This window comes from Olivibacter sp. SDN3, from assembly GCF_014334135.1.
GTDB lineage: Bacteria > Bacteroidota > Bacteroidia > Sphingobacteriales > Sphingobacteriaceae > Olivibacter.
In genome coordinates this window covers 5,522,128-5,546,050 of record NZ_CP060497.1, presented here as the reverse complement: position 1 = coordinate 5,546,050, position 23,923 = coordinate 5,522,128, and the positions used below count along the sequence as shown (strand labels likewise).

23 protein-coding genes are annotated in these 23,923 nt (G+C 38.3%); 15 read left to right on the top strand and 8 right to left on the bottom strand.

Features of this window, described 5'->3' with window-relative positions:
- Positions 1–119: 119 nt before the first annotated feature.
- Positions 120–1,193 (top strand): helix-turn-helix transcriptional regulator, encoded by a 1,074-nt coding sequence (locus H8S90_RS23305; RefSeq protein WP_187340178.1) that lies wholly within the window; start codon positions 120–122, stop codon positions 1,191–1,193.
- Here the strand turns inward: H8S90_RS23305 and H8S90_RS23300 are convergent.
- Positions 1,190–1,372 (bottom strand): hypothetical protein, encoded by a 183-nt coding sequence (locus tag H8S90_RS23300; RefSeq protein ID WP_187340177.1) that lies wholly within the window; start codon positions 1,370–1,372, stop codon positions 1,190–1,192. The two genes, H8S90_RS23305 and H8S90_RS23300, sit on opposite strands and share 4 nt — an antisense overlap.
- Before the next feature lie 98 nt (positions 1,373–1,470).
- Between H8S90_RS23300 and H8S90_RS23295 the strand changes: the two genes are divergently transcribed.
- Positions 1,471–2,436, top strand: a complete 966-nt coding sequence (locus tag H8S90_RS23295) for a TIGR01212 family radical SAM protein (protein ID WP_187340176.1) — start codon at positions 1,471–1,473, stop codon at positions 2,434–2,436.
- A gap of 126 nt (positions 2,437–2,562) precedes the next feature.
- Positions 2,563–3,987, top strand: a complete 1,425-nt coding sequence (locus H8S90_RS23290; RefSeq protein WP_187340175.1) for a sugar MFS transporter — start codon at positions 2,563–2,565, stop codon at positions 3,985–3,987.
- A 93-nt stretch (positions 3,988–4,080) separates the two neighbouring features.
- Here the strand turns inward: H8S90_RS23290 and H8S90_RS23285 are convergent, their stop codons facing one another.
- Positions 4,081–4,545: a VOC family protein gene (locus H8S90_RS23285; protein ID WP_255501710.1), complete on the bottom strand. Its 465-nt coding sequence runs from the start codon at positions 4,543–4,545 to the stop codon at positions 4,081–4,083.
- Positions 4,546–4,663: 118 nt separating this feature from the next.
- On the opposite strand from H8S90_RS23285, the gene H8S90_RS23280 reads away from it, so the two are divergent.
- Both H8S90_RS23280 and nfi read left to right on the top strand, forming a co-directional pair.
- On the top strand, positions 4,664–5,866 hold the full coding sequence (locus H8S90_RS23280; protein WP_187340174.1) for a DUF763 domain-containing protein: 1,203 nt from the start codon (positions 4,664–4,666) through the stop codon (positions 5,864–5,866).
- Between the two features lie 63 nt (positions 5,867–5,929).
- A complete protein-coding gene (gene nfi / locus H8S90_RS23275; RefSeq protein ID WP_187340173.1) occupies positions 5,930–6,646 on the top strand; it encodes a deoxyribonuclease V in 717 nt (238 codons plus the stop codon).
- Positions 6,647–6,663: 17 nt separating this feature from the next.
- Here the strand turns inward: nfi and H8S90_RS23270 are convergent, their stop codons facing one another.
- Positions 6,664–7,101 (bottom strand): nuclear transport factor 2 family protein, encoded by a 438-nt coding sequence (locus H8S90_RS23270; RefSeq protein WP_187340172.1) that lies wholly within the window; start codon positions 7,099–7,101, stop codon positions 6,664–6,666.
- A 403-nt stretch (positions 7,102–7,504) separates the two neighbouring features.
- Between H8S90_RS23270 and H8S90_RS23265 the strand changes: the two genes are divergently transcribed.
- Positions 7,505–8,110 (top strand): hypothetical protein, encoded by a 606-nt coding sequence (locus H8S90_RS23265; RefSeq protein WP_187340171.1) that lies wholly within the window; start codon positions 7,505–7,507, stop codon positions 8,108–8,110.
- Between the two features lie 94 nt (positions 8,111–8,204).
- Here H8S90_RS23265 and H8S90_RS23260 read toward each other — a convergent pair whose 3' ends face one another.
- The 3 genes from H8S90_RS23260 to H8S90_RS23250 all read right to left on the bottom strand — a co-directional run bounded on the left by H8S90_RS23260 (position 8,205) and on the right by H8S90_RS23250 (position 11,327).
- Positions 8,205–8,801: an AAA family ATPase gene (locus tag H8S90_RS23260; RefSeq protein WP_222852172.1), complete on the bottom strand. Its 597-nt coding sequence runs from the start codon at positions 8,799–8,801 to the stop codon at positions 8,205–8,207.
- 262 nt (positions 8,802–9,063) lie between these two features.
- Positions 9,064–10,491: a sulfatase gene (locus H8S90_RS23255; protein WP_187340170.1), complete on the bottom strand. Its 1,428-nt coding sequence runs from the start codon at positions 10,489–10,491 to the stop codon at positions 9,064–9,066.
- A gap of 5 nt (positions 10,492–10,496) precedes the next feature.
- Entirely contained in the window at positions 10,497–11,327 is an 831-nt protein-coding gene (locus H8S90_RS23250) for a patatin-like phospholipase family protein (protein WP_187340169.1), read from the bottom strand.
- Positions 11,328–11,642: 315 nt separating this feature from the next.
- Between H8S90_RS23250 and H8S90_RS23245 the strand changes: the two genes are divergently transcribed.
- The 9 genes from H8S90_RS23245 (at position 11,643) to H8S90_RS23205 (ending at position 21,603) form a co-directional block, all read left to right on the top strand.
- Positions 11,643–12,824, top strand: a complete 1,182-nt coding sequence (locus tag H8S90_RS23245) for an acyltransferase (protein ID WP_187340168.1) — start codon at positions 11,643–11,645, stop codon at positions 12,822–12,824.
- A gap of 393 nt (positions 12,825–13,217) precedes the next feature.
- Positions 13,218–13,994 (top strand): cold shock domain-containing protein, encoded by a 777-nt coding sequence (locus H8S90_RS23240; protein ID WP_187340167.1) that lies wholly within the window; start codon positions 13,218–13,220, stop codon positions 13,992–13,994.
- A gap of 426 nt (positions 13,995–14,420) precedes the next feature.
- Positions 14,421–15,020 (top strand): TetR/AcrR family transcriptional regulator, encoded by a 600-nt coding sequence (locus H8S90_RS23235; protein ID WP_187340166.1) that lies wholly within the window; start codon positions 14,421–14,423, stop codon positions 15,018–15,020.
- A 350-nt stretch (positions 15,021–15,370) separates the two neighbouring features.
- On the top strand, positions 15,371–16,633 hold the full coding sequence (locus H8S90_RS23230) for a TolC family protein (protein WP_187340165.1): 1,263 nt from the start codon (positions 15,371–15,373) through the stop codon (positions 16,631–16,633).
- A 21-nt stretch (positions 16,634–16,654) separates the two neighbouring features.
- Positions 16,655–17,560 carry an HlyD family secretion protein gene (locus tag H8S90_RS23225; RefSeq protein ID WP_187340164.1) on the top strand — a complete coding sequence of 302 codons (906 nt, stop codon included), beginning with the start codon at positions 16,655–16,657 and terminating at the stop codon, positions 17,558–17,560.
- 29 nt (positions 17,561–17,589) lie between these two features.
- Complete coding sequence (locus tag H8S90_RS23220; RefSeq protein ID WP_187340163.1) at positions 17,590–18,516, top strand: ABC transporter ATP-binding protein; 927 nt, start codon at positions 17,590–17,592, stop codon at positions 18,514–18,516.
- Positions 18,517–18,535: 19 nt separating this feature from the next.
- Positions 18,536–19,282, top strand: a complete 747-nt coding sequence (locus H8S90_RS23215; protein ID WP_187340162.1) for an ABC transporter ATP-binding protein — start codon at positions 18,536–18,538, stop codon at positions 19,280–19,282.
- An 86-nt stretch (positions 19,283–19,368) separates the two neighbouring features.
- Positions 19,369–20,472: an ABC transporter permease gene (locus tag H8S90_RS23210; RefSeq protein ID WP_187340161.1), complete on the top strand. Its 1,104-nt coding sequence runs from the start codon at positions 19,369–19,371 to the stop codon at positions 20,470–20,472.
- A gap of 15 nt (positions 20,473–20,487) precedes the next feature.
- Complete coding sequence (locus H8S90_RS23205) at positions 20,488–21,603, top strand: ABC transporter permease (protein WP_187340160.1); 1,116 nt, start codon at positions 20,488–20,490, stop codon at positions 21,601–21,603.
- A gap of 55 nt (positions 21,604–21,658) precedes the next feature.
- Here H8S90_RS23205 and H8S90_RS23200 read toward each other — a convergent pair whose 3' ends face one another.
- Together H8S90_RS23200 and H8S90_RS23195 are read right to left on the bottom strand one after the other, a co-directional pair.
- Positions 21,659–22,000, bottom strand: a complete 342-nt coding sequence (locus tag H8S90_RS23200; RefSeq protein ID WP_187340159.1) for a helix-turn-helix domain-containing protein — start codon at positions 21,998–22,000, stop codon at positions 21,659–21,661.
- Between the two features lie 732 nt (positions 22,001–22,732).
- Positions 22,733–23,851, bottom strand: a complete 1,119-nt coding sequence (locus H8S90_RS23195; protein WP_222852171.1) for an NADH:flavin oxidoreductase — start codon at positions 23,849–23,851, stop codon at positions 22,733–22,735.
- Positions 23,852–23,923: the final 72 nt, after the last annotated feature.

Here is a 23,923-nt window from a genome sequence, read left to right as displayed (position 1 = left end):
AAAAAGACCACATTATTTATAAACAGTCTAATTAATTTTTATTTTTGTGCAAAAAAAGGTATAATAAGTCTAAATAAGGTAACCCTAGACGGAACAAGAACAACGCTAAACGGAAAAAGATGCTAAAATTCGGGTTTTCGGTGGACGAGCATTACGCGATAAAGCCTATTTTTCATTATACAGAGAGATTTTTAGATCTGGACGAACATCCGAAGTACCTAGAGTATCGATCTACTAATGACGAAAGAGATCTTAAAGAGCTTGCCTATGTTATTGACGGGATGCGTATTCGTTATGCTAAATTAAGCTTCCAGGAAATATCGGAATTGCATATACATAATGAGCAGCCTTTTGTCCAGTTACGTGTGAACTTAAATGATCAAAGTGTGGTTTATGTGGAGGGGGATAAACCGCATGTATTAAAATCTCAACAATATAATCTATTATTCTTTCCTAAGGGCAAGCAGATTATTGACCGGTTTCCTGCTGGCGATGAACAGGAAATATTAAGAGTTGATTTACAACCCCATTTATTTCTTAAATACTGTCCAGCTTTGAAGTCGGGGTTTCAGTTTTTCAGAGAGCAGGTAATAGAAAGTAATTTTTCGGTATTATCAAAAAACGGCTTGCCGTTGAACACACAAATGTGTGAAATTATACGAGATATTATATCCTGCCGAAAATCGGATCTGTTTCGCCACATTTATTTAAAGGTTAAGATTGCTGAGCTTTTGTTACTGCAATTAGAGCAGTTTGAACAATTACGGATAGGAGGAAGAGAAAATACGGTTATGGTGCTTAAAGAAAAGGAATTGCAGCGGGTGCAGCGGGTGAAAGAGATTTTGGAAAACCAATACCATCTTGACCATACTTTGTTAAGTTTAGCCCGTAATGTAGGGACGAATGATGCTAGCTTGAAGAAACACTTTAAACAGGCCTTCGGGGTAACGGTATTTTCATACCTTAATGAGGTGCGAATGTTACGTGCTAAGGCTTTGCTATTGCAGGAAAATGAAAAAGTAGCTGTAGTAGCAGGAAAGGTGGGCTATAAGCATGCCACACACTTTTCTGCTGCTTTCAAGAAATATTTTGGCTATTTACCAACTCGGATAAAACTTGCGTGTGTTTCGTGCTTGTTTGATGTTAGCGCATTATTGAGTGGGATAGAGATGGCTTTTGCGCCATATGCTTAATTTTTATTTTTCTCATTATCTGTTCTGGCACCCGAATCTGCTGATCGCGCACCTGCATTTGGTAAGCCTTTGTGTCTTTTTAATGTTTTTTGGTCTTTAAAAAGTTTATCAGATGTAGGGTTACCCATAATCTTATTCCTTCCGCTGTCTTGGATACCTGTTACTTTTTTTTCCTTCATATTGTAGTTCCTTTCATTATAGCTGATGTATTTTACATTAACAGCTACGCGGAGTTAATTGTTTATTCTAATCCTAAATAACTACCTTTGCCTCTACTATGGCAACTCTACTAGACACCGGAATAAAACCTTACAATCACTACGGGGCATATCTAAAGAAGAAATACAATGATAAGCGGGTGTTCAAGATTATTGTTGACGGTAATTTTACCTGTCCCAATCGTGATGGTAGTAAAGGCTATGGTGGATGTTCCTATTGTAATGTCGATTCTTTTACACCTGAGAGTGCACGTAAATTACCCACGATACGTGAGCAGATAGAGCGAGGGATGGAGAAGGCAATCAATAGTTACCGAGCCGAGAAATTTGTGATTTATTTTCAACCCAATACCAACACTTACGCGCCAGCGCATTATTTAAAAGCGATGTATGATGAAGCGCTCAGTATTGCACCTGAAAACGTTGTAGGTCTATCCGTTGGAACAAGACCTGATTGTATCGATTTTGAAAAAGTTGCTTTATTGGAAAGTTATACAGATCGTTATGACGTGGATCTTGAGATGGGGATGGAGTCAATTTATAATGATACGTTAAACCGGATTAATCGTGGGTGCTCACACGAAGAATTGGAACAAACGTTACATCTTGTTCAAAACAGCCCACTTGATATCTGCGTACACACCATTTTTGGTTTTCCTTGGGAAACCAAGGAGATGATGCTGAAATATGCTGATGAAATTAATCGTTTTCCGCAAATCAAATTTGTTAAGTTACATCACCTTCATATTGTGGAAGGCTCTATTATGGGCGTTCAGTATAAGCGTAACCCATTTCATGTATTTAGCTTAGCGGAATATACCGATTTTCTCTGTGAGTTTATACCATTGCTGCGCCCCGACATTATTTTGCAAAGACTCTTCGGTTTGGCAGATCAGGAGTTGTTGATTGCCCCGATTTGGGGTAAGGGCAAATCCAGTATACAAACGTATATTGATAAAGCGCTTGAAAGGCGAGGGGCTGTACAGGGCTCTCAATATAGTGTTCCGGTTGCTAATACGTTTTAAATTGATAAAATCCTTGTGTTAGGAATTGTTTTTCCTTTCAAAAATGTATATTCGTGGCGTGCTTTTCAGCTAACATTGCTTTAGCTGAACGGTCAAGAAGCTTAACTATATTTAAACGTATTATTAATGAGCAATACACCAAACACACCGGGTAATCAACGCTACGTTGTTCCGTTAATTACACTCACCTTGTTGTTCTTTATGTGGGGATTTATCACTTGCATGAACGATATCCTGATCCCTTATCTGAAACAATTGTTCAATCTGAGTTTTTTTGAGTCTATGCTGGTTCAATTCTGCTTTTTTGGAGCATATTTTATTGGATCTGTTGTATATTTTGTGGTCTCATCCAAGTGGGGCGACCCAGTCAATAGGATAGGGTATAAGAAATCAATTATAGCAGGTATCATTTTATCTGCTGTTGGTTGCTGTTTGTTCTGGCCCGCGGCTACCTCTTCCCTCTATGGATTATTTTTAACAGCGTTATTTGTTTTGGGGTTGGGGTTCACTATTTTGCAGATAACGGCAAACGCATACGTTTCGCTGTTAGGACCCGAAGATGGAGCTTCTAGCAGATTGAATCTAACACAGGCTTTTAATTCATTAGGTACTACTATTGCTCCTGTATTGGGCGGGCATTTGATTTTCGAGTTTTTTGCTGATGGAGATACCATCAGCCCGCAAGCAACCCGTATTCCTTATGTAGTGTTTGCAGCGATTTTACTTTTGGTCGCTGTTTTTATATCAACCGTTAAGCTTCCTTCTTTCCAAACTTCGGAGGAAGAAAAAGATGTGAAAGGTCTCGGAGCGCTGAAGTTTGCTCATCTGAGGCTGGGGGTGCTGGGAATTTTTTGTTATGTGGGCGCCGAAGTTGCCATTGGGAGTTTTATTATCAGTTTTTTAGAACAGGAGCAAATTATGGGCTTAAGTGAATCTGTTAGTAAAAACTATTTGGCGCTCTATTGGGGAGGTGCCATGATTGGTAGGTTTTTAGGGGCTATTTACCTCAATCATACCATCGCGTTTTCCAAAAAGATTATTTATATGGTAGGTATGTCGGCCTTAGTCTTTCTATTGATCTTTAGTTTAGTGGATTTATCTTTCACTGAGGTAAGCTTCTTCTTGATTTTTATAGCGCTGAACCTAATCGCTTTCCTAATAGGAAGGGCGGCACCCGCCCGGACCTTGGCTCTCTTTGCTGGAGTAAATGTACTGTTATTGGCATCGAGCATCATCAACACAGGGCCCTATGCGATGTATTCTATAATCGGAATTGGTATTTTCAATTCCATTATGTTCTCTAACATATATACACTGTCTATTGCTGGTCTAGGAAAGTTTACCAGCCAGGGCTCTTCATTGCTGGTTATGGCGATCCTCGGAGGAGCGATTGTTCCGGTGATACAGGGAGCATTGGCAGACCAAGTGGGGGTTCAGCTATCATTCATTTTACCAATTGCATGTTATGTTTATATTTTCGCTTTTGGTGTATACTGTTCAAAGAAGTTAAAGAACATAGAACATGTTGGCCCTGTTGCTGGTGGTCATTAGTCTAGATCGTTTTAATAAATAAGACCAAACAAAAGGCCGGTTAATTTTTAAACCAACCGGCCTTTTGTTTGGTCTTATTTATGATATTCGCTGTTAGAAAGCAGTTTTATCGTCATTGATTTCGATCCAGTGACCATCTGGATCTTGAAAGTAAATCTGTTTTACCCCGTCTACCCGTATGGTGATTTTTTTACTATTTCCCGCCCAATCAGCATAACTGACGGCATGTTTATCTAAATGTTTAATATAATGATCAACCGATGGAACGCTGAAGCATAAATGATCATTTTTGTCTCGTGGGATGTCACTTTTTGCCCCTTCTATAAGATGTAACTGTCCTGCCGGCCCTAAGCTAAACCAAGTGTGTAAACCATCCTTAAAGGGTTCATCAATTTCTGTAAGCTGTAGAACTTCTTTATAGAAAAAAGTGCTTTTCTCTAAGTTCTCTACATAAATGGCTATATGATTTAATCGAGTCATAGATTGTTGTGCTTGTAATTTGTCAGTTGGAAAAAACGCAATAATCAGTATTACAATTACTTTTAAAATGTTCATCATTAACGGTGTTTATTTTTTGTTGGCTTTTGATTTCAAGCAAAAAAGAGTTTCAATATAAGCATATCTGTCAATTTACTGAAAAATATTTTTTTGCTATTTTTTTTAGTAAATTAGCTTTATGAAAGGAAATGTTGCTGATTTGCCTTTACACTACGGTAGAGTGCCTTTGTGGTTGGCAGAAAGAATGAGTTCACTGGGAGGGGCAATAGTAGAAGCTATTGTAATGGAATATGGAGTGAAATCTTTGTTACAAAAAATGAGCGACCCTTGTTGGTTTCAATCGTTGGGCTGCGTTTTAGGAATGGATTGGCATTCTTCGGGTGTTACGACGGCTGTCATAGGCGCGTTGAAACGAGCAGTTAATAAGCGTTCTGCTGAACTGGGCGTTTATATCTGTGGAGGCAGAGGTAAGTATGCGCTTCAAACTCCTCGAGAAATCCTAGGAATTGCGGATAAAGCCGGTCTCGATGGGGATAGTCTTGTGAAGAGCAGTAAGCTTGCCGCAAAAGTAGACAATAATGCCATCCAAGACGGGTATCAAATTTATTTACATTCTTTTATATTAACCAATGATGGTGATTGGGCAGTGATACAGCAGGGTATGAATACCACTTATCGGATGGCCCGAAGATACCATTGGCATTCACCTACTTTGGGTTCATTTACGGAAACACCTCATAGTTTTGTTTATGGAATAAATGAAGGGCTAATACTAAACCTTACAGCTCCCGATGCCAAAAGTACCCGTCATGCACTAGTTGATTTAGCTAAAGAAAATACACACAAGATAATAACAGAGGTTAGCAAGTTAGTCATGCCCATGCATCATGATGTTCGTGCACAAAATGTTAATTTAAAAAGGTTAGGAGCGGTATTAACACGAGCTCAACAACAGGAAGCAAACGATTTAGAATCTTTGTTGTTGCTTGATGGTGTGGGAAGTCGCACGATACAGGCGCTGACTTTGGTGAGTGAAGTGATTCATGGCACAGCCAGCAGATTTGATGATCCTGCCCGCTTCTCATTTGCACATGGCGGAAAGGATGGTTACCCTTTTCCGGTACCTACTAACATATACGATGAATCAATAGTGATGTTAGAAAACGCCTTACATAAAGCTAAATTAAGACAAAGTGATAAATATTTAGCCATCAAAAATTTAAGTAAGGTGGCGGAGCAAATGGAAAAGGATTTCATTGCGAACGACAGTTTTGACAAGGTTGTTGCTATTGAAAAAGCAAACGCCCGGAGATACGGTGGACGCACCGCAAAAAGAACATTTACGAAAGAAAACGAACAGAATCAGCTTGCGTTATTCTAAAGGTTAGATTTGTTTTTTTATAATCCCGATGTTACAGGAGTAAGATCAATATATGCTAAATTTATGCAGGTATTACCAATTGCTTATGATACATTAAATATCCCACAGGCTACTCTTGTGCAGAATGAATTGAGGCGTAATTTGAATATTGCGCCTATAAAGAAAGTAATTAAGACAATAGCCGGTGCGGATATCTCACTTAATCGTTTCAGTAACGTCATCTACGCGGGTATTGTCGTATTAGACTACGAAACGTTACTTCCTATTGGGTATTCAATGGTTGAAAGTGAAACGAATTTTCCTTATGTGCCCGGATACTTGGCATTCAGGGAAGTCCCTGCCTTGGTGAAAGTTATTGATCAGCTACCGGTTAAGCCGGATGTGATCATGGTCGATGGACATGGCATTGCGCATCCGCGACGCATGGGCATTGCCGCACACTTGGGAGCTGTATGTGGTATCCCAACCCTGGGGTGTGCAAAGAAAAAGCTATACGGCAAATATATAGAACCAGAACTGCTAAAAGGTTCTTATACTTCGCTTCATACAAAAGACGAAACGATTGGTTATGTACTGCGATCAAAAAATAACGTAAAACCCGTATTTATATCGCCGGGAAATAATATGGATCTTTCCGATAGCCTAAATATTGCACATCACTGTACTTTGAAGCACCGTTTGCCCGAGCCAACACGCAGAGCACATGAGTTTGTCAATCTTTTCAGAACGGGTCGTATTTCTTCGGGGTATCATGAAATAGCCTCTCAGCTCCTATTTTGATATAAATGTGCTGTTACCTATGAGCTTTCGGGTAATTTAAATGCCTGTCTGGCGAAAAGTTTCCACTGATCTCCATACTTTTGGAAAACCAGAAGAACACCTATTCTCACATTTCCCGGGTTTCCGTTATCATTTGTTTCGGCAGAAAGTACATGGTGTACGGTAGCCACTTTGTCGGATATCTTGAAAGTCTGATCGGACAAGTCGATGCTAATAAAATCCGATTTACCAGAAGTGAGTGCTTGAATGAATTCGGCTTTATCTTCATGGTTTCCTCCCGAATGCCAGTAGCTTAGATTGTCAGCGGCAATCGTGCTCAATACCTGTGTGTCTACGCGGATCATCGCATCGTATAAGTCATCCAACGTTTTCAGTAGTTTTTTTTCATCTGTTGTTTGCGCTTGGGTGATGCTCGCAATAATGAGACAGCATAACGCCATAAAATTTTTTTTCATATTAAATTGTTTGTTTTTGGGTATAATCCATTAACACCTAAATTTACGACATCGCTGTTAGTAGGCGTTTCGCTAATATAAGCAATGTTAAAGAAAAAGGCGTGCTGCTAAATTAACAACGAAAATTCAACCAATAATTGTTATGCACCTGAACTATCTTTTGCTGTCCGTTAATGGTTGTTGATCGTCAGAAAAGTGCTGTTTGTCGAAAACTTGAAAAAAAACAGCATTCGTTTGCAACGTTTTTAGAAGGTAAGCGTCTTATATACAAAAGACATTACAGCTTTAAACAAATAAAAAAAGTAGTAATACGCTTAAAAATACGTCCGGCCGGCGTTATATAAAATAAACTGTGTTAAACTTTGATCCCCTCAAAAAAAGGTTGGTCATAAAATTTAAAATTATGAAAACGCTATTAATTGCATCGTTATTGGGAGCTTCCATATTGACCGTACAGGCCGGAGAAATTAAAAAAATTGAAAGTTCAACTATCGTTAGCGAAGCGGAGAATGAGAAGGAGGCTTTAGATCAGAAGGTTGAGGTTCAGCTTTATAATCTTAGCATGTTAAAAAGTCAGTTCAAAATGGCTCAAGAGAATATAAAGAATTCGAAAGGCAACCATGAGGAGATAGAAAAGGATTTCGACTATTTTCATTCGCTATTGTTAGAAAACGCAAAATTAGACGATAATAAAGAGCAAACAGAGAAATCCATTGAAAAACTAAAGAAAGAATACGCTCGTAAACATAAGAGTAGGGCAACACAAGAATTAAAAGAGTTAAAGGCATTGGAGGATAATATGAAAAAAGAACTGAATGCCTATAACCGGGAGCTTGCGTCGCTGCGGTCAAAGTATAAAAAAGCAACAGGCGATGAAACCTCTCCCGCTTTGGAGAAATTTGAACAGGAGATATTAGCCGTAGAAAATATGCTTGAAGATAGCAGTAAAAAGAATGTACAGCATGCAGCTTTCTACCAGAACAGATTTGAAAAGCCTAAAAACATATAGTATATGCTCATTTGCAAAAAAAACTGGTCTATCACCATAAATACTTGATGTTTTAATTGAAGGTCTTCATCCATGACATGGCAGGAGGCCTTTTTTACATGATGATGCGTTTGATATGATACATAATGAATGCTGTTCTTGTAGTTATATCCCGTTTAGGAACCTCGATTAACTTATAACCCGCCTTATCATAGATCTCTTTCATTGTTAGGTAGGTGTCTACTGCAGTTAGGTAGTCTTGTTTTCTTTCTTGGTCATTTTGATAAATGGTTTTCCATGGCGGAAATATAAATACATGCTTGTTGTATCTATAATGTAGTACAGCCTCCTCCACGGGTGGGTCGAGGTAGAGCCTGCTCAGTTGTAAATAACCTAATACATCTGGAATACCACGATCGAATATAACCGGTTGTTGAGCGGGATAATTTAACAGGTAGTTCACTTTTTCCGCCTGTAGCATTTGATGGGCAAACAATAGTCTGTTTTTCCATGGTAATGCCTCACCGCCAGAGACTAACTGCTCTTTAATGATATATCTACCTGTCTCCGTTACTGTGGTAAAAAATTGCTTATGTAATTCATTGACAACCGATGTTTTTCCTGCCCCGGGGCCACCGGTAAGAATAAAAAAATATGGATTATATTTAATCATTATAATTGCTTTAATATTAATAGCTTCGAATTTATCCATGAAAATCTGAAGGTGTTTTAAATCGGTACGACCGGGAAGTTTTCGTTGGAGGGCTTTAAAAGAAATGTCGGTATCGCATGATTTACCCGCGACAGGAAAGTATTGCACCTGCTTTGTAGCAATGGTAAAATTATAAATATAAATGAAATCTAGCAACTTTATGTGTAAGTGCTAGAGATGATACACCATACCCAGAGGTACCGACAGGTGTAATGGTACACTTATTAGATGCTAAAATGCTCGGTATAGCAGCAGAAAGCTTCTATAGAACACCCGGTTGACGCACATTCTTACCCGAGCGACGCTGCAAATCGTCTCCTAGGTCTACTCTTGCTTTTTCCGCAATAGCTTCAAGTTCTGCCACAATCTCTGGATGCTCATCCAGCACATTGTAGCGTTCGGAAGGATCACGGTTTAGGTCATACAGTGCTTTCTGAAATTGATACTGCTCTGTTGTTGGCCCCGGCTGTCCGCCACTTCCAGGTAAAAAACCTTCATAAGTTCTACCAGGGTGTGCAAAAACTAATTTCCAGTTGTCCTTTCTAACGGCTTCTAAGCTGTTTTTTCTATAATAATATAAGAATTCAGTTCTTGGGGAGCTCTCCGCTTGTCCTTTTAGTAAGTCTACCGATGCTAATCCATCTATTTTGTTCTTGGGTTGAGGTGCTCCGGCAAGCTTAGCCACTGTTGGTAAAATATCTAAAGTAGTTAAAAGTTTATTCGATATCTTGCCCGCTGGGACCTGTTTTGGCCACCGCGCGATAAGTGGTACCCGATGCCCGCCTTCAAAAGATGTCCCTTTCCCTTCCCTGAAACCTCCAGAAGAACCGGCATGGTCACCATAGTTGAGCCAAGGACCGTTGTCGCTGGTGAACAATACCAATGTGTTTTCGTCCAGACCACATTCATGTAAAGATTTTAGAATCTCCCCTACAGACCAATCCAACTCCATGATAACGTCACCAAACAAACCACGCTTACTTTTTCCCTTAAACTTGTTTGATACAGCGAGAGGTACGTGTGGAAGTGGGTGTGGTATGTAAAGAAAAAAGGCTTGCTCTTTATTACGTTTGATAAAATCGATTGCTCTGTTGGTAATGTCGGTAGTCAAGGAGGCTATTCCGTTCAAGGAATTTATTTCTTCTTTGATATCATTCCCTTCTATAACATGTAGTGGGGGAAATTTGAAAGATGGATGCAGGGGCCACATATCATGGGAATAAGGGATTCCATAGAACTCATCAAAACCATGTTGCAGGGGAAGAAAATCGTGATGGTCTCCCAGGTGCCATTTTCCGAATATTCCTGTATGATAACCAGCTTTTTTCAATAGATCGGCTATCGTCTCTTCTTCCTTACTGATGCCGATTTTGGAGCCTGGACTAAGCGCTCCAGAGAAGCCAATACGATTGGGATAGCAGCCGGTTAGTAAAGAGGCTCGGGAGGCGCTGCACACTGCCTGCCCAGTTAAGAAGTTTGTGAACCGCGTGCCTTCGTTCGCCATACGATCTATAGCAGGCGTTTCGTAATCCAATGCACCGGTTACACCAAGATCCCCGTAACCAAGGTCGTCCAAATAGAAGATGATGATATTTGGTTTTTTTTGTGTATCAGGCTGCTTCTCTGTTGCGTATACAAATAATGTGATAACGGTAAATAATATTGTCAAACAATAGTTAACGCTTTTCATAATTGCTAAAATTTATGCTGTGGTCCTTGTTGAATGAATGGTATAGTTGTTTTATTAGCTAAAAGTGTTTCCAACGTTTTGGTATAACCTAATTCGATAAGATAATCTGCCTTATGGTAATCCCATATACCGGCAACGTTCCGAGGAATATGTACAACGATGTCAGGTCGGTGCAATTTAATGGATAATTCTGTAATTCTACCGAGCATGGTGAGTATGGCTTTTTGAGTAATCGTAAAATAGCCATTATGTTTATTAGCTATTTTTGGAGGTGCCAAACTTTCATCTTCGGGAGCATTTAGATTGATCGCTATCACAGGATTTTCAGTTGTAGGTTCTATGTGGTTTAATGGTAGAGGATTGATTAGCCCTCCGTCTACTAAAGTATAATCAAGGTGATTAACAGGGGTAAATACACCGGGAATGGAAATAGAAGCTCTTACTGCGTCAAAAAAACTTCCGCTTTTAAATACAATTTCTTTTTGATGTAGAATATCCGTAGAAACCGCAACAAACGGTATTTCCATCTGCTCGATCAATACATCGGGTATAAACGTTTTAATCTTGTTAAAAACTTTTTCTCCTTTCATTACGCCACCGGCACTCCAGGTGAAATCCATTAAGTTAAAGACATCTCTTCTTTTGAGTGTCTTCAGCCAGATGGTAAATACATCTAACTTATCCATCGCATATATGCCGCCAATAAGACTACCAATGGAAGAACCCGCGATTGACTTTATAGAAAAGCCTTGTTCTTCCAGTGCACGGATGGCTCCAATATGAGTGATTCCTCTCGCGCCACCACTCGATAATACTAAAGAGATAGGTGTTTTCATTTATTATGAGCTAATATAACGATAAAGTGTAGAAGAAAGGCTTGCCAATTTGTATTACGACAAAAATGTTTTTTATTTGTGTTAATAAGACATTTAAATTAAATTGCTCATCTTCATATTTTTTGCCTAAGAGGAATTGTCTTTAAGATGAGATTTTTTCTTATAAACAATTAGATAACCGATTAATCGGAGTACAAAAAATAAAAGGGCTATAACATAAGCGATCTATTCATTGATATAATTTTCGGCATTCAGTAGCTAAATCCCGTACGTAAAATAGTTAGATAATTTAATGAACGATATACAGTATAGATAATGAGGTATTTGAGTAAACTTCTCGACTTTGAAGGTAAACATTTAGCAGGGCTCGACCATTTGAGAGCTTTGGCGATTATACTGGTGTTTTTATGTCACTATCGTGCTTATGAGCGCCCAGAGTGGGTGGAAGTTATCGGAAGTTTTGGATGGGTGGGAGTAGACTTGTTTTTCGTTTTAAGTGGTTACTTGATCGGGTATCAATTATTACGTTATCTCCAATTAAATCAAGTAATAGATTTTAAACATTTTTATATCAGCAGAACGTTAAGAATTTTACCAGCTTATTTTCTGGTTGTTACGCTTTACTTTATGTTTCCTGTTTTGCGAGAGCGGGGAGGAATCGCACCTTTCTGGCAATTTATCACGTTTACCCAAAATTTTAATCTGGATTTTGGAAATGAAGGCTCCTTTTCTCATGCCTGGTCATTATGTATAGAAGAACAGTTCTATCTATTGCTGCCTCTTACGCTCACACTAATTGCACAGAAAGGCTACCTTAACAAAGGAATGTACATTTTATTATTCTTATTTGCTGCAAGTATGGTCGTTAGAGCGATAAGCTGGTACTATTTTATGGCACCTTTTTATTTTCACGATATTTTAGATGGAAGATTTGTAGCCTATAATAAATGGGTGTACTATCCAACCTATAACCGTTTGGACGGATTACTGGTTGGTGTGGGAATCGCTGCATTAATGGTCTTCCGTCCAGGGTTAAGAGACCGGCTTGCCGCATATGGTAACCAATTGTTTTTTGCTGGATGTGCCGTAATTATTGTGGCCTACTTTTTTTTATCAAAAGATCGACTCGATCTCTTACCTACTCTGTTTGGTTATCCACTCATTGCTGTTGGGTTTGGTTTAATGGTATTAGGAGCTTTGTATCCAACTTGTTTCTTATATCATTTGCGGTGGAAAATAAGTACTTTAATTGCTGCCTTATCGTACGGAATCTACCTCTGTCATAAATTTTTAAATCATCTATTACAAGGGCCGCTACAAGAACTCGGTATACCAGCAGAGAGTAATTGGCGTCTATTGATTTGTGCTATAGTATCTGTACTGGGCGCTTTGCTTATGCACCGATTTATCGAATACCCCTTTTTACAATGGCGGAATGTGCTATTGCGTCGTCGTCGGACGATACGTAAGGTGAAAGAGGCTTGGTCAAGTAAATAAATTGATGAACAGTTTTTAAGCGAATACCCTAATATAATTATCGATTTTTATATAAGTAGCTATTGACAATAGACGCTTTCAAGCCGTATATGCGTTTTGTTACTGCATGTAGTTTGGTCGGGATAATTAGGACGATAATACCTGATCGCTTCTGCATAGGCTTTAATAGTTTTAGGTTGACCACGATGGGAATGCTCGTAGAATTTGTTTTTTGGAGCTTTATTCTTTATCTTGCATAATAAAGAAACTATACCTTATTTGACGTACCGTTTTATCCGGGAGATTGTTCCCATTATTGTTTATTGATTCAATACGATCTCATCCAAATTGAGGCGTACTATTTGCTTTTAGAGTACGGGATTCTTATACATCGCTAAACGTTAATCAAACACTATGGAGCTAGGTGTAATAAAGTGGTTTAACAATTTAAAAGGTTTTGGCGTAGCAGATACCATCGATGGGCAGGTGTTTATTCATATAAAAAGCTTCAAGGTTAAACCTGCTAATATTGAGAATAGAAGTATTGTATTATTCAAAAAAAGAATAGATCCCAAAAGTCAGAATACCGTAGCTATCCATTCGAGGTTAATAGGAGCAGAACACGATTGGGATATTATAGCTACCTATGCACTAAAAACATTAGCCTTTAGAAAAACAACTAAACCTACAGGACATTATGATGCTCATTTAGCAGAAATAGCTGCTTTGCAATACCTCAATGGAAAATCTAAAGACCAGATCCTGAATTCAATTAAAATCTATTATGCTAATCACCTAGCAGACCGGGACTTTATTTCTTATTGTGAATTTCTCGAAAAAGTATTTACCCGGAGCATGGGTATTGACAAGCGAAATGAACTGTTAACGCTACTGTATAATTACTTCGGCGAAAGCATCAATGAACGTAAGCTTTTTTATGTATGGAAAGCGATGAAGTTTGGTTATATCGGTTATACCGATGCTGACGATTTTGAGATTCCGGAACAAGTGCTTTACTCGTTTTCAGAGCAGATAGATGCATCAGACCTCATACGTATACATGCCTATAGTTATGGCGAGAGCTTCTGTAAGGAGCTTATAGACAGAAAGTTGGACGACACAAAGAAACTATCTACTGAAGAGATAAAAAAATATGAAATGTTAAGCCACGTTAAATTTTCCAAAGAGTAAATAATATTTTCAATAACTTGACATTTGCGCTGCAGTACTCGCGTAATTATAAGCTGTTTTCTGAATTTTCACATTTGGCATTTACGAAAAGTTATATGTGTTTAAAAATTAACGAAACTGGTATAATAAAGTTTACCCTTTACCGTTATTGAGTAAATAGGTTTAGGTTGATAAAAACATATGTTTTTACCCGGCATCCCAAATGCCGGGTTTTTTTATGTATAAAACGATCTTAAATTAGCTGAATTTGTCAGTTAAGCCTATTGCCTGGCAGATCATCGGAATAATTTTAACTCACCTGTTCCATTTGTAGTGAAGCATCTTTAAAATGATTGGAATACATCATGATTTAAATAAATGATTAAATTTTCCCTTTAAAATAGGTGGTCAGTTTCGTACTTTTGTTATCTTATTTAACGAACAGATATGGCAAAGGAAAAGAAAGATGTCTCTACAGAGGAAAAGATTAAAGAAGCTGCTCGGGTGGTTTTTACCAAAAAGGGTTTTGCAGCCACGCGCACCAGAGATATCGCTGAAGAAGCCGGATTGAATTTAGCGTTGCTGAATTATTACTTTCGAAGCAAGGAAAAATTGTTTCATATAGTAATGGACGAAAAATTTGAACAGTTCTTTGGTATGATCATACGTATATTGAATAATGAAGATACATCTCTGGAAGAAAAAATATATGCTGTAGCGAATGATTATATAGATATGCTGTTGGCAAATCCAGATTTACCCATATTTGTGCTTAGTGAAATAAAAAATAATCCAACGATGTTTAGCGATAGAATCGCAGGTAAACTGATGGCATCTACGTTTTTTAGGCAGTTAAATGCGGTTCGAACAGATATCAATGTGTTTCATTTTATATTGAATTTGTTAAGTATGATCATTTTTCCGGTGTTGGCGCAACCGGTTATTTCCCAGATGGACGTATTAAAAGATAAAGCCTTTGCCAACTTTATCCTGGAGCGAAAAAAATTGATACCCCTCTGGTTTAACACTATGTTACATACTAAATAGCTTTATAAGCCCAAGAAGAGAACATATCCAAAATCGTTAGAATCTTATTATTTTGTTTTAATGCGTTGAAATACAGTTTACTATTGTTGTTTTAATATTTTAATCAAATGATTAGAAAATTCTTTTAAATCTAAAAAAGAATACTACCTTTGTGTAATAATACCTTGTCATGAATTGATGTAGCCAAAAAATAGTATCTTTTTTGGAATAGTTGTAATCAATTGATTAAAAAAAATGAATAAATGATGTTTTTAGAAGTTTTTAGATGGCTGGAAATCAGCCTGATTGTTTCGGCCAAGAAGCGTGGGAGAACGAGAAAACCAGGCGGTAAAAAGAATAAATAACTAATTATGAAGGGTTTTATAGTCATAAGTTTATTATTGCTACCCGTAGTATTTGTCCAAGCGCAACAGGAAGCGATACTTACTTTGGAGGAGTGCTATGAACTGGCAAAGAGCAATTATCCATTGATAAAAAAGAGAGAACTGATCAATAGAAGCAAAGGTTATTCTATAGAAAATGCAGCGAAAGCACAGTTGCCTCAGTTAAATATCAATGGGCAGGCAACCTATCAATCGGCCGTGACAGAAATTCCGCTGTCAATGCCCGGCGTTGAAATTCCGCAGTTAACGAAAGATCAGTATCGAATTTACGGCGAAGTAAACCAATCTATTTACGACGGTGGTACAATCAGACAGGAGAAGGAAAGTATCCGGATAAGCGCTGCTCTTCAGGAGCAAAGTTTGGAAGTCGAACTATACAAATTGAAGGAACGCGTCAATCAACTATTTTTCGGTGTGCTCATGGTTGATGAGCATCTGATGCAGAATCAATTAATGGAAGCTGATATAAAGTTGGGGCTTAAAAAGGTGAAAGCCGCTATAAAGAACGGTGCCGCTTTGAAAAGTGAAGCAGATATTTTGGAAGCTGAAAGACTGAAGGTGATTCAACGTGGCATCGAATTGGTGGCCAATCGTAAAGCTTATATGGAGATGCTGGGAATGTTCGTAAACACAAGGTTAGATGGCAATGTGGCTTTAGAGAAGCCAACCCCATCGATAACACCAGCTACTATTAATAGGCCTGAGCTCGCTCTCTACGATTTTCAATTGCAGCACATAGCTATTCAGGAAAACTTTATAAATGCACGTAATAAGCCAAAGGTAGACTTTTTCTTCCAGGGGGGCTATGGTAGACCGGCCCTGAATATTTTAAACCCCGGCTTTGAGGCTTATTATATCGGCGGTGTTCGCCTAAGTTGGAATATAGCTGGATGGTATACATCCAAAAAGGAGAAAGCAATCTTACAGAATAATCGTTTAGAAGTTGCATCTGAAAAAGAAACGTTTTTATTCAACACACAACATAAGGTGCGTCAGGAACAAGCGGAGATTGATCGTTATCAGCAACTGCTAAGGTCGGATGACGAAATTATTGAATTGCGTAGTCGCATAAAAACGAGCTCATTCGCGCAACTTGAAAATGGGGTAATTAACACAAGTGATTATTTACGGGAATTAAATGCCGAAGACCAAGCGCGAACAAATAAGATCCTGCATGAAATTCAGCTGTTATATGCGCAACACAGTAATCTTAATACTACTGGAAATTAAAGAAGCTTAAAATACGAAGATATGAGAACGCTTATTTTTATAATGGGTTTAACCGCCGTTACTTTCTCTTGTAGGGATACGGGCCTTCCCTATGACGCCTCAGGTGCATTTGAGGCAGTTGAAACAATAGTATCAGCAGAAACTGCTGGAGTGATAAAGGAACTGTCCTTGGAAGAAGGGCAGGAGTTATCAATTGGCCAGGTAGTTGGCTATGTTGATACCATGCAGTTATATCTTAAGAAGAAACAATTGGAGGCTCAGGTTGCCGCTATCTTAAGTAAGCAACCAAATATTGCTACTGAAATAGCTAGTTTGCAGGAAGAACTGAACCATGCAAAAATTGAGCAAGAGCGACTAACTCGCCTAGTTCAAGCCGATGCTGCAACTCCGAAACAACTGGATGATGCAATTGCGCAGGTGAATATTATCCGAAAACGCTTGGAAGCACAGCAATCGTCTTTAGGAATAACAGCTACGAGCTTAAAAGAAGAAACAACACCATTGTATTTTCAAATGGAACAAACCAACGATCAGTTGACAAAAAGTAGGATCGTTAATCCCGTAAAAGGATTGGTGCTGAGCAAATATGTAGAAGCAAACGAAATGGTTACCGTCGGAAAACCTATCTATAGAATTGCTGATTTGTCAACGGTAATTTTGAGAGCATATGTTACAGGCGATAAATATACGCGATTGAAAATTGGAGAACAGGTGAAAGTTCAAGTGGATGAAAATGAGCAGGATTATAGAACATTCGATGGTGTTATCGAATGGATTAGCGATAAGGCGGAATTTACACCTAAAGCGATTCAAACAAAAAATGAACGGGCTAACTTGGTATATGCCACTAAAATACGTGTAAAAAATGATGGTACTTTAAAAATAGGGATGTATGGTCAGGTGCTACTTGCTCATGATACGAGGTGAGTTCGACTGTTTGTTAATGAGAACGTAATATGAATGCTGTTACATTAAATGCTATTACTAAGTCTTACGATAAGGGAAATGTTCGGGCGGTAAACGGTGTGTCTTTCGAGGTTAGTAAAGGTGAATTGTTCGGACTTATTGGTCCGGATGGCGCCGGAAAAACGTCTATATTCCGTATACTAACAACGGTAATGTTAGCGGATGAAGGGGAGGCGTTTATTACTGGACACGATGTGCGTAAGGATTATCAAGCCATTCGTAATTGCGTTGGTTATATGCCGGGAAAATTTTCGCTTTATCAAGACTTAACCGTAGCGGAAAACCTAAAGTTTTTTGCGACTATTTTTGGCACCACAATAGATGATAATTATGACCTGATTAAAGATATTTATGATCAGATCAAACCATTTAGTAACAGGCGGGCCGGAAAGCTGTCGGGAGGAATGAAACAGAAACTAGCCCTGTGTTGTGCACTCATTCACAAACCGACTGTTTTGCTCCTAGATGAACCTACTACGGGTGTAGATGTGGTATCGCGTAAAGAATTTTGGGAGATGCTGAAAAAACTTAAGGAGCAAGGTATCACTATTCTGGTATCTACACCTTACATGGATGAAGCCACCCTTTGCGAACGCATTGCATTAATTCAAAACGGAAAGATCTTATCGGTTGATACGCCAGAAAATATCATACGATCTTATCCAACAAAGCTGTACGCCGCAAAGTCGAGTGAGATCTACCGGCTGTTGCGCGACTATAGGGAATTTGAGGCCATTGATAGTAGCTATGCGTCTGGAGAATACTTACATATTACGTTGAAAGAATCGCAAAACAATGGTGTCTCGCAGCTGCGAGATTATGCACATGAGAAAGGTCACCTGCAAATAGTGGTAGAGGAAATTACCCCGAATATAGAAGATAGTTTTATTCGATTAATGCAATCTAAAATTGAATAGGCAAAACCCTGATATTATCATGGAAAACGAAAAAGTTATCACATGTAGTAAATTGACTAAACGATTCGGCGACTTTACAGCTGTCGATCAAATTTCCTTTGATGTCTTTAAGGGCGAAATCTTTGGGTTTTTAGGAGCGAATGGTGCAGGCAAAACCACAGCAATGCGGATCTTATGCGGTTTATCATACCCCAGTGACGGTGAGGCCAGTGTTGCTGGATATGATGTGTATAAGCAGCAAGAACTGATCAAAGAAAATATCGGATATATGAGTCAGAAATTTTCCCTGTATGAAAATCTGACTATAGTAGAAAATATCACTTTTTTTGGTGGTGTATACGGCTTGCGGAGAAAGGAAATCAATGAAAGAACTCAAGTACTCGTGGAGTCCCTTGGTCTTCAGAAAGAAGTTAAAAAACTAGTAGGAGAACTGCCTTTAGGATGGAAACAGAAATTGGCATTTTCTGTTGCAATCTTTCACAAACCGAAAATTGTTTTTTTGGACGAACCTACCGGAGGAGTCGACCCGGTAACGCGGCGTCAGTTTTGGGACATGATATACGAGGCAGCAGCCACCGGTATCACGATCTTTGTTACTACGCATTATATGGATGAGGCCGAGTATTGCGATCGTGTTTCGGTTATGGTTGATGGAAAAGTGGAAGCACTCGACGCCCCCGCAAATTTAAAGAGCATACATGAGGTAAACTCAATGGACGAAGTGTTTTATAAACTTGCTCGAGGTGCCAAAAGAGGAGATACTTAATTATTAGTATGTTTCAGTAACCAGCATTTATAGACAGCGGTTTCGATGAAAAAATGATAGGTATACTTGATAGCGAATGATAAAAAATGAAGCAATTACTCGTATTCATCAGAAAAGAATTCTATCACGTTTTTCGTGATCGACGAACACTATTGATCATGTTTGGACTTCCCGTGGTGCAAATCATTTTATTTGGATTCGCTCTTTCCAGTGAGGTGAAAAACGTCCATATAGCTGTTGTGGATTATGCGAACGATGTTGTTAGCCAACGTCTTATTGATAAAATAAAAACATCAGAATACCTCATCGTAGAAAAAACAACTATGGGCTATGAAGGTATTGAAGATGAATTCAAAAAAGGAGAAATTAAAAGTGCGCTAATCATTCCACCCAACTTTGGTAATGATCTGTATAGTTCAGAAAATATAAAGGTTCAAATCGTTACCGACGGATCAGATCCCAATATTTCGAAAACTGTAGTCAATTATTTAACGACTATTATCAATGCTTATCAGCAGGATATTTTACCTAAAAAGACTTTTCCCTATCGCATTATCCCTGAAATACGCATGTTGTACAACGAAGAGGGAAGTGGTTCATTGAACTTTATTCCGGGAGTAATGGCGCTCATCTTAATGATTGTATGCACGGCACTAACATCGGTATCCGTTGTGAAGGAGAAGGAGATGGGAACTATGGAGATTTTATTGGTATCACCATTTAAACCAATATTTGTACTTATAGCGAAAGCTATACCTTATTTGTTGCTTTCCCTGGCTAATTTTACCCTGATATTACTGCTCGCGGTATTTCTGCTACACGTTGAAATAAAAGGTAATATAGGTCTTCTATACCTGGAAAGCATTTTGTTTATCATCACGTGTCTGTCCTTAGGGCTGTTGATTTCTAACGTGACGAATTCCCAACAAACGGCATTATTAATTTCACTGATGGGCATGATGTTGCCGACATTGATCTTTACAGGTTTTATTATGCCCTTAGAAAACATGCCGAAGGTTTTTCAGGGGATTTCACACATCGTGCCATCCAGGTGGTATTATACAATTGTTAAAGCAGTCATGTTAAAAGGTTTGGGTTTTAGTTATATCTGGAAAGAAACATTGATACTTTTTTGTATGACGATAGGTCTACTAAGTATAGCGTGGAAGAATTTTAAAATTAGGTTATAAAAACGGAACGGATTAATGAATATCTTGGGTTTTATTTTACAGAAAGAATTCCGGCAGATTTTTCGCGATAAGTCCATTTTGGCTATGATGTTTGTCATGCCCATGGTACAATTGGTAATCCTGCCGCTGGCTATGGACTTTGATGTGAAGGCTGTCAGTTTAGCTGTTATTGATCATGATCATAGTAGTTATTCTCATCAGCTGATTAATAAAATAGGTTCCTCTGGATATTTTAAACCTATACACTTTGCCTCTTCCTATCGAAAAGGATTACAGTACATCCAGCGAGAGGAAGCAGATATTGTCATAGAAATTCCCCCACGATTCGAACGTACGTTAATTCGTGATGGTACCGAAAAGCTCGGAATCTCGGCAGACGCCATCAATGGCACCAAAGCGGGTATCGGCAGCGCTTATCTCACAAAAGTAATAGCCGACTTTAATGCAGATCTTGATATAAATGTACAATCAGAAGAAGCTTTGCTGAACAAACCGATAGAAATCGCTGAACGTAGCTGGTATAACCCATTGGCCTTATACAAATTTAATGTAGTACCCGCAGTGTTAGTGCTGTTACTTACGTTGATAGGCGGTTTCATGACTGCGCTTAACATTGTGAAAGAAAAAGAGATTGGGACCATTGAGCAGATCAATGTGACACCTATAAAGAAATGGCAATTTATTCTTGGCAAACTGATACCTTTCTGGATTATTGGAATGTTTATTTTTACCGTTGGTTTGATGGTATCTTCTTTCATGTACGGAATATATCCACAGGGGAGTTTATTGCTGTTGTATGCTTTTGCATCTATTTATCTGATTGCACTACTGGGATTCGGACTACTTATTTCCACTTATAGTGATAATCAGGTCCAAGCGATGTTTGTGGCTTTTTTCTTTATGATGATTTTTATGTTGATGAGTGGTTTTTTTACTTCAACAGATAGTATGCCTAATTGGGCAAGAACGCTATCAAACTTAACGCCAGTTACACATTTCGTAAAGGTGGTACGGATGGTGATATTAAAAAGTAGCAATTTTGAAGATGTAAAAATGGAATTTATATATCTTATCGGTTTTGCGGTACTACTGAATGGTTGGGCTATGTGGAATTATAAAAAAACAAATTAAGACAAAATGTCTTTGAACAGCCGTGTATTCAAAAATAGGTTGAATGACAAAAGATTTAGAAACTTCTGTTTTCTCGTAATATTTCCTGATAAAAACGAATGTCTTCTTCTAGTTTTGCAATATATAGTTCTTTATCGGTGATAATTTTGTGATAAAGTGCCTTTTCCTCATTGCTTTTTTCTGCTGTACCTTGTTCATCACGGAAAACATAGCTTAAATTTAAATCAATCAATGATGCAATTTGCTTCAGTCGATCAATATCGATGCGGGTTATGCCACTTTCGATATTTTGGTAGGTCTTTAAAACAATATTCATTCTTTTCGCCATCTCTGCCTGAGATAAACCTTTGGCTTTCCGTTGACGTTTGATGAATTTAAGAAGATCGTTGCTTGTCATTGTCTTATATTAATTTGTTCATAATTTTATTTAATCATTAAAAGCAAACGCCTCGGTGGGCGACGGTTTCTTTCCAAATTGTAAACCCATAATAAGAGAAAGAAACCATATAACACCGTAATATCATTACATACCGCAAAAAATCCCCTCAGGTGTGAACTGAAGGGATCTTTGCTACTAAGATAAATTTAACCTTCAGTATAGAAAACCAACCATATCATCCATGCCCATAATGAAGGTGTAAAATGTAATATGGTTATCTTTTATAAGGTGCATAGAGCAAATATATGAATAAAATCTACTAAATAGGTAGATTTTATTCATATATTTTATTGAAATAATGGTATTTACACGAAGTGCCAAAGCGTTCGGTTTGGAAATGCCCTGGCTTTCCTCGTTTTTTATGCACTATTTCTTTTACTTATTGTGCCGTAATTTTATTTGAAGACGAGAGTGATATAGGTGTTTATACGCCAGTTATTGTTCGGGAAATGCTCCTTGTTAAAGAAAAAGTGTACACTAAGGTAACTAATATTTGTTTGGAAGTGTTAATAAAAAAACTCCATTTCCGATAAAGAGTCAGAAATGGAGTTTGTACAAACGCTGTTGTACGGTGCTTCCTAGTGCTAGTATTTCCAGCTGAGGTTTGGAAGTTTTCTAACATGATTCTCATCAAGCACCTCCTGCACTCGTTGTTTATATGATTCTAACAATAAGAGCACCTGAAATGTTTTACAAAACTTTTTGTTTGATGTTAGAAAAGAACAATGCAGTGTTAGCCAATGTAAAGTAAGGTGTTATCATCGCTTTCTTAAAAGGATTGGGAGGGATGCCGCATTTTATTTTGTTTACCCATTCGGGGTCGCCAATCGCTGCCTTTCCTATGGCAATTAAATGCCCATGTCCTGAATTAACGATTCTTTCTGCTTTAGCTAAATCATGTAATCCACCATTAATTATTATTGGTAACTGAGTAAGTTCCGCTGCAATTGATGATGATGAAATCCCATCAGTGTATAAGCATTCTCTTTCCCAATTGCCTCCTTCTGCAGCAATATGAATATAGGATAAGTCCGCGGTCGCTACCTCTTTAAATAGTTCTTTCGCAAAAGCCACCCCCTCTGGCCATCGGTAGGTTAAATCGTTTACTTTACTCTCTGAAAGCCGTAAACCGATAAGAAAAGCTGAGTCGTATTTTTTCCTTATCGCTGAAATGATTTCCTTTACGATTCGAAATCTATTTTTAATAGTTCCACCGTAATCGTCCGTGCGTGTATTGGTATAAGGGGTAATAAACTGATCAAGGAGATAACCATTGGCGGCATGAATTTCTACCCCATCAAAACCTGCTTGCTGCGCCGCTTCCGCAGCATTAGCAAAACCGTCGATTACTTGTTGAATGTCCTTTTTGTCCATTGCTTTGGGAATAGCGTAAGATTCGGCGCTTGCACCTCCTTTAGTCATTCTAGTTCCCAAAGGTTGGATGGCAGATGGAGCGATAGACTCACCGTCTTTTGTTGCAAGAGCCCCTGCATGCATTAACTGACATATGGCTAAACTCCCATATTTATGGATGAACCGAACAACTTTATGCCACCCTTTGGTGTGTTTACTATTCGTCATGCCGGGCTGATAAGATAACGCCTGGCTGTAGGCATCATCGGTATAAGTGCCTTCAGTTATGATTAATGAGAATCCACCTTTCGCTAGTGCTGCGTAATAATCTTGCATCTTTTTCGTCGGCACTCCATTCGCATTTGCACTGGTTCTGGTCATCGGAGCTAGTGCAAATCTATTCTTCAAAACATGCCTTCCCAAAGGGAATGGATCAAATAAATTCTGCTTTTTCATCTTCATGATATTTTATGAAAACAAAAATCTTTTATCTCTTCTAATTTTTACATAAGATATTTTAAGAAAAAT

What these genes read in the sequence shown, in the direction of transcription:
- H8S90_RS23295 (WP_187340176.1), top strand. Translation starts at nt 1,471, where the DNA reads ATGGCAACTCTACTAGACACCGGAATAAAACCTTACAATCACTACGGG.
- H8S90_RS23250 (WP_187340169.1), bottom strand. Translation starts at nt 11,327, where the DNA reads ATGAAAACACCTATCTCTTTAGTATTATCGAGTGGTGGCGCGAGAGGA.
- H8S90_RS23280 (WP_187340174.1), top strand. Translation starts at nt 4,664, where the DNA reads ATGAAAGGAAATGTTGCTGATTTGCCTTTACACTACGGTAGAGTGCCT.
- H8S90_RS23245 (WP_187340168.1), top strand. Translation starts at nt 11,643, where the DNA reads ATGAGGTATTTGAGTAAACTTCTCGACTTTGAAGGTAAACATTTAGCA.
- H8S90_RS23210 (WP_187340161.1), top strand. Translation starts at nt 19,369, where the DNA reads ATGAAGCAATTACTCGTATTCATCAGAAAAGAATTCTATCACGTTTTT.
- H8S90_RS23305 (WP_187340178.1), top strand. Translation starts at nt 120, where the DNA reads ATGCTAAAATTCGGGTTTTCGGTGGACGAGCATTACGCGATAAAGCCT.
- H8S90_RS23220 (WP_187340163.1), top strand. Translation starts at nt 17,590, where the DNA reads ATGAATGCTGTTACATTAAATGCTATTACTAAGTCTTACGATAAGGGA.
- H8S90_RS23240 (WP_187340167.1), top strand. Translation starts at nt 13,218, where the DNA reads ATGGAGCTAGGTGTAATAAAGTGGTTTAACAATTTAAAAGGTTTTGGC.
- H8S90_RS23225 (WP_187340164.1), top strand. Translation starts at nt 16,655, where the DNA reads ATGAGAACGCTTATTTTTATAATGGGTTTAACCGCCGTTACTTTCTCT.
- H8S90_RS23285 (WP_255501710.1), bottom strand. Translation starts at nt 4,545, where the DNA reads ATGATGAACATTTTAAAAGTAATTGTAATACTGATTATTGCGTTTTTT.
- nfi (WP_187340173.1), top strand. Translation starts at nt 5,930, where the DNA reads ATGCAGGTATTACCAATTGCTTATGATACATTAAATATCCCACAGGCT.
- H8S90_RS23230 (WP_187340165.1), top strand. Translation starts at nt 15,371, where the DNA reads ATGAAGGGTTTTATAGTCATAAGTTTATTATTGCTACCCGTAGTATTT.
- H8S90_RS23255 (WP_187340170.1), bottom strand. Translation starts at nt 10,491, where the DNA reads ATGAAAAGCGTTAACTATTGTTTGACAATATTATTTACCGTTATCACA.
- H8S90_RS23205 (WP_187340160.1), top strand. Translation starts at nt 20,488, where the DNA reads ATGAATATCTTGGGTTTTATTTTACAGAAAGAATTCCGGCAGATTTTT.
- H8S90_RS23265 (WP_187340171.1), top strand. Translation starts at nt 7,505, where the DNA reads ATGAAAACGCTATTAATTGCATCGTTATTGGGAGCTTCCATATTGACC.
- H8S90_RS23195 (WP_222852171.1), bottom strand. Translation starts at nt 23,851, where the DNA reads ATGAAAAAGCAGAATTTATTTGATCCATTCCCTTTGGGAAGGCATGTT.
- H8S90_RS23290 (WP_187340175.1), top strand. Translation starts at nt 2,563, where the DNA reads ATGAGCAATACACCAAACACACCGGGTAATCAACGCTACGTTGTTCCG.
- H8S90_RS23200 (WP_187340159.1), bottom strand. Translation starts at nt 22,000, where the DNA reads ATGACAAGCAACGATCTTCTTAAATTCATCAAACGTCAACGGAAAGCC.
- H8S90_RS23300 (WP_187340177.1), bottom strand. Translation starts at nt 1,372, where the DNA reads ATGAAGGAAAAAAAAGTAACAGGTATCCAAGACAGCGGAAGGAATAAG.
- H8S90_RS23235 (WP_187340166.1), top strand. Translation starts at nt 14,421, where the DNA reads ATGGCAAAGGAAAAGAAAGATGTCTCTACAGAGGAAAAGATTAAAGAA.
- H8S90_RS23215 (WP_187340162.1), top strand. Translation starts at nt 18,536, where the DNA reads ATGGAAAACGAAAAAGTTATCACATGTAGTAAATTGACTAAACGATTC.
- H8S90_RS23260 (WP_222852172.1), bottom strand. Translation starts at nt 8,801, where the DNA reads ATGGATAAATTCGAAGCTATTAATATTAAAGCAATTATAATGATTAAA.
- H8S90_RS23270 (WP_187340172.1), bottom strand. Translation starts at nt 7,101, where the DNA reads ATGAAAAAAAATTTTATGGCGTTATGCTGTCTCATTATTGCGAGCATC.